This is a genomic window from Pricia sp. (assembly GCF_041745955.1).
Taxonomy (GTDB): Bacteria; Bacteroidota; Bacteroidia; order Flavobacteriales; family Flavobacteriaceae; genus Pricia.
On record NZ_JBGTHY010000374.1, the window covers coordinates 1 to 4,818 of the forward strand.

Here is a 4,818-nt window from a genome sequence, read left to right on the forward strand (position 1 = left end):
ACCGGTTACGACCACTATTTTTACCGCAAACGGGGGATTGCAATCTTCCGTTCTGCTGTTCGATGGACTTCGCAATATCCATAGGCTCAACCGGGCCAAATTGAACGCCTTGGCCAACCAATATAGATTGGATGATTTAAAGGATGATATCCGCCTTAGCGTAGCCAATGCCTATTTACAGATATTGTCGAACAAAGAAACTCTTATAGTGTTTCAGGCACAGTACGCATTTACCGAACAGGATTTGCAAAGGACCAAAGAACTGGTCGATGCAGGGGTCGTACCACAGGGCGACCTATTGGAAGTCGAGGCCACCGCCGCAAATTTGGAGCAGCAGATCGTAAACACCGAGAATCTGGTCTTGATCTCGACCATTAATCTGGCGCAGTTGCTTCAGATAACGGATTATGAGAATTTTCAGGTAGCGGAGGCCGATTATGAGGTGCCACCGTCGGATATTCTCAATAATTCTGCCAAGGAAATATTTGCGGAAGCCCTGACCTTTCGAAACGACATTAAATTTTCAAAGTCCAATATCGATTTGGCGGTGAAGGACCTTGCCATAGCTAAAGGCGCGAAATACCCTACTTTAGGGGCGTTTTTCAATTACAATACCCGATACTCCGATCAAGAACGTTTTAATACCATTACAGGAATGCTGGAAGCGGAAAGTTTCGGAAATCAACTTTGGCTGAACGACGGAATCTCGTACGGTGCCCAGTTGAACATTCCCATCTTCAACGGTTTCAGCGTTAGGAACAATGTGAAAAGGGCGCGAATCAACGTACGGAAAGCCGAAGTGCAGCTGGAACAGGACAAGCTTGATCTGGAGACTAATATCAATCAGGCCTACGTCGATGTCAAAAGCTTTTCAAAAGCATATTATGCGGCACAAAAAACGGCCGAGGCCAGACGATTGGCCCTTGAATATTCCAAAGAGCGTTACGATGTGGGTTTGATGAACGCCTTTGATTTCAGCCAGGCACAGTCCCGCGTCGACGATGCCGAAGCCGAGGTGGTACGGACCAAATACGACTATATTTTTAGGATCAAGGTGCTGGAGTTTTATTTTGGGGTGCAGATCGATTTGAATTGACATCATCGGAGTTTAAGGCATTTTAATAGCTTCCCCATTTGGGTGACCCTACACAAATACTAGGAAGATTTTTGCCTGTTTGGTCGTATCTTTGTTGTCTATGCCCATAATCCTAAACCTAGAGACCGCGACCACAAACTGCTCGGTTAGCGTAGCCAAAGATGGAAAAATCTTGGCCATCAAAGAGCACGATACGCCCAACTATTCCCATTCCGAACAGCTGCATATTTTTATTCAGGAGGTTTTAAAGGAGGCCAAGCTTGAGCTTTCCGATGTAGACGCCGTAGCCGTCAGCAAAGGCCCAGGATCTTACACAGGTCTACGTATCGGGGTGTCCGCAGCCAAAGGATTGTGTTTTTCATTGGATGTGCCCCTGATTTCGATTCCTACTTTAGAAAGTATGGCCCATCAAATAAAGCGAGGCGCTGCCGATTTTAGTATCCCCGTTTTGGACGCCCGACGTATGGAGGTCTATTCCACCGTATTCGACCAAGGTATAAACCAAATCAGGGAAACCAAGGCCGAAATTATAGACGGTACTTCTTTTTCGGAGTTTATTGAGAAAGGGAAGGTAGTGCTACTTGGCAACGGCGCCGAGAAATGTAAGGAACTTTTGCAGCATCCCAATTTTAGCTTCAATACCTCCGTTGTGCCATCCGCAAGGGAAATGGCAACCTTGTCCCATAAAAAATTCGAAGCGGGTGAATTTGAAAATGTCGCCTACTTCGAACCCTATTATTTAAAGGATTTTATCCTCCAAAGGAAGAAATGACCAATTTCGCTTCCTTCAAAACGCAATATTCAACGCAATCCGCATTGCATATAGCACATAATGAAAAGCGATTAGTGTATAGCGAAAAGCGCCGAACGGCATCCCCTAAGCTTTCGAAGCCTCCCCCTTCATATGCATATCGCGTTGTGGAAACGGTATCTCTATTCCCGCTGCATCAAATCGTCTTTTAGTCTCTTCTATAACATAGAAGTGTGCGGGCCAGAATACACTGGTATCCGCCCAAAAGCGTAACGTAAGATTGACCGAGCTATCGCCTAGTCCATCGACATACACCTCTGGAACAGGTTCTTTGGAAATATTCTCGTTGTCCGCACAGATCTGCAACAGAATATCTTTGGCATCCTTGATATTGGAACCGTAACCGATGCCGACCTTGACATTGTCCCGTCGTGCGGATAAGGCGTTGTAGTTGATTATGTTATCGTTTGAAAGTTTACCGTTCGGTACTATGGCGACTTGATTACCGAAAGTGGTCAATTTGGTGTAGAATATCGTAATTTCGCTCACGCTGCCGTCAATACCTTGGGCCGAAATAAAATCGCCTACCTTAAAAGGTTTGAAGAGCAGTATCAAAACCCCACCCGCAAAATTGGATAGGGAACCCTGTAATGCCAAGCCGATGGCCAGACCCGCAGCACCGATAATCGCAATCAGCGATGAAGATTGCACGCCCAACTGTGTGATGACGAGTACGAACAGCAATATCTTTAAAGCGATGCTGATAAAGCTTTGCAAGAAAGATTCCAAGGCAAGGTCATAGTCCTTTTTCTGAAAAAATTTACGGATCATTTTATTGAGAAAGCCGATGATATATAATCCGACAATTAAAATGATCAGTGCGGTAATCAAGTTGATGGCAAGACCGGGTAAGTTGGCCCAGGCCCAATCGATAGCCTGGTCAATGTGTTCTTGGTAATTTGAAATTTCGTTCATGAATAAGGGTTTATTTGTCCTTCCCGCTCTTCGGCCATAAAAAAAAACATCCCTAAGAACAGGATGTTTTTAAGTTTTGCCGTGAAAACATTTAATTCACTTCAAAAGTGATTTTTGCGTTCACACGATAATTATCCATCTTTCCATCGGTAACCGTTGCACTTTGCTCGTTGATGTAAACGGATTTGATGTTCTTCACCGATTTGGAAGCGTGGGCAACCGCGTTCTTTGCGGCATCTTCCCAGCTCTTGTCCGAATTTGCCAATACTTCTATAACTTTTAAAACTGCCATAATATTGTTGTTTTTAGATTTAGCCCAATATAATAAATTAAAAGGGGAAATTTGAGCGGAAAGCCTGTTAAAATGGACTCGTTTTGAATTTGATTTTTGAATCTGAACCTGAACTTGGGTTCGAACTCGAACTTGCACTTGAACTTAAATCCGTCACCCGTTTAGTGCGACCACCGAGTTCACCTTGTCCCCCATCATGTTCTTGAGCATGGTCTCGATACCGTTTTTCAACGTAAAAGTTGAGGAGGGGCAACCGCTACAGGCCCCCTGTAGAATTACATTGACCGTTTTGCTGTCCGATTCATAGGATTTAAAAAGAATGTTACCGCCGTCACTGGCGACCGCAGGTTTGACGTACTCCTCCAAAATGTCAACGATCTGTTGCGAAGTGTCATCGAGTTCGACCGTTTCCGGTGCTGGAATGTTCTTTACCTCCGAAGCCTGCGGAACGGCCGCTTCGGAAACTACTTCTTTGCCATCGGCCAAATAATCACGAATGAATTCACGGAGTTCCAGCGTTATATCGTCCCATGCCGCCATATCATATTTACTTACCGAAATATAGTTGAGATCGATAAAAATTTCCTTTACAAACGGAAAATGAAAAAGTTGTTTGGCCAATTCCGAGTTTTTGGCCTCGTCGATGTTCTTGAATTCGAAAGCTGTGGGCACTATGGCCTTATTGGCGACAAATTTCATCACGGCCGGGTTGGGCGTAACCTCGGCGTATACGGTTACTGCCACTTTTTGCGTGGCGGCCTCTTCGAGCACGACCGGTTCCCCCGAATTTAGATATTCTACCAATTGTTGGGCGACCTCGTCCTTGACATCCTCCCATTCGACAATATCGAAACGCTCCAAACCTATAAAATTGCCGGAGACATATACGGTTTTGATAAAGGGAAGATAGAACAATTGCTGCGCCAAAGGTGAATTTTTGGCGTCGTCAATGTTCTTGAACTCATAATTTTTGCCTTTGGTCAAAAAATGGTTCGTCTCGAACTTTAATATGTTAGGATTGTTGGTCTTTACAACGGTGATATTATACTCTTTCATAGCTTCCTATCGGTTTGCGGTAAAGGTACAAAGTAATTCAGAGACTGTTTAGCAACGGCCGCTTAAAACAATCGCAAAATAATCGGATAATGTATCAGACCTAATGGTTTCTCGTAAAATAGCCTATCTGCTTCCCAGTATTTATGAATATACTATTGTTGTAATTCGTTCGTTATACTTTATATTTAACCAATTCAAGAATTAAACCATTGAACTGGTCTCGGTATAACATACCTCGAGACAGGTTCATATCTCCCGCTTTTAGATGACAAATCGATTTTTGATACTCCTCGCGTTTCTGGCCTTTGGTTCCCGCTCTCTTGCCCAAGAAGGAATTCCCGTTTATTTTGATTACCTGTCCGACAATTATTATCTGGTCTATCCGTCGATGGCGGGCATCGGCGAGGGAACGAAAATCAGGGCTACGGCCAGAATGCAATGGTTCAGCGTAGAGGATGCGCCCAACCTGCAGACCATAAATGTCAATTCGCGAATCGGGGAAAGCAACAGTGGGGTAGGGGCCATCGTCTTTAACGATGCCAATGGGTATCACGCACAAACGGGACTCAAACTGACCTATGCCCACCACCTGAAACTGGGGGGCGATGCGCGGAATTTGAACCAGCTTTCGTTTGGAATCAGTCCGAC

At 44.6% G+C, this 4,818-nt stretch carries 6 protein-coding genes; 3 read left to right on the top strand and 3 right to left on the bottom strand.

Annotated features, from left to right (window positions below; translation table 11 throughout):
• Both ACEW8S_RS13755 and tsaB read left to right on the top strand, forming a co-directional pair.
• A partial coding sequence (locus ACEW8S_RS13755) for a TolC family protein (protein ID WP_373518717.1) occupies positions 1-1,096 on the top strand: 1,096 nt, incomplete at its 5' end.
• 100 nt (positions 1,097-1,196) lie between these two features.
• A complete protein-coding gene (gene tsaB / locus ACEW8S_RS13760; RefSeq protein ID WP_373518718.1) occupies positions 1,197-1,868 on the top strand; it encodes a tRNA (adenosine(37)-N6)-threonylcarbamoyltransferase complex dimerization subunit type 1 TsaB in 672 nt (223 codons plus the stop codon).
• A gap of 105 nt (positions 1,869-1,973) precedes the next feature.
• Here the strand turns inward: tsaB and ACEW8S_RS13765 are convergent, their stop codons facing one another.
• The 3 genes from ACEW8S_RS13765 to ACEW8S_RS13775 form a co-directional block, all read right to left on the bottom strand.
• A complete protein-coding gene (locus ACEW8S_RS13765; protein ID WP_373518719.1) occupies positions 1,974-2,822 on the bottom strand; it encodes a mechanosensitive ion channel family protein in 849 nt (282 codons plus the stop codon).
• Between the two features lie 91 nt (positions 2,823-2,913).
• A complete protein-coding gene (locus ACEW8S_RS13770; protein ID WP_373518720.1) occupies positions 2,914-3,114 on the bottom strand; it encodes a dodecin family protein in 201 nt (66 codons plus the stop codon).
• Positions 3,115-3,267: 153 nt separating this feature from the next.
• The gene (locus tag ACEW8S_RS13775) at positions 3,268-4,170 is read right to left on the bottom strand and encodes a NifU family protein (protein WP_373518721.1); all 903 of its coding nucleotides are present in this window, start codon (positions 4,168-4,170) and stop codon (positions 3,268-3,270) included.
• Positions 4,171-4,435: 265 nt separating this feature from the next.
• Between ACEW8S_RS13775 and ACEW8S_RS13780 the strand changes: the two genes are divergently transcribed.
• A partial coding sequence (locus ACEW8S_RS13780; RefSeq protein ID WP_373518722.1) for a PorP/SprF family type IX secretion system membrane protein occupies positions 4,436-4,818 on the top strand: 383 nt, incomplete at its 3' end.

What these genes read in the sequence shown, in the direction of transcription:
- tsaB (WP_373518718.1), top strand. Translation starts at nt 1,197, where the DNA reads ATGCCCATAATCCTAAACCTAGAGACCGCGACCACAAACTGCTCGGTT.
- ACEW8S_RS13765 (WP_373518719.1), bottom strand. Translation starts at nt 2,822, where the DNA reads ATGAACGAAATTTCAAATTACCAAGAACACATTGACCAGGCTATCGAT.
- ACEW8S_RS13770 (WP_373518720.1), bottom strand. Translation starts at nt 3,114, where the DNA reads ATGGCAGTTTTAAAAGTTATAGAAGTATTGGCAAATTCGGACAAGAGC.
- ACEW8S_RS13775 (WP_373518721.1), bottom strand. Translation starts at nt 4,170, where the DNA reads ATGAAAGAGTATAATATCACCGTTGTAAAGACCAACAATCCTAACATA.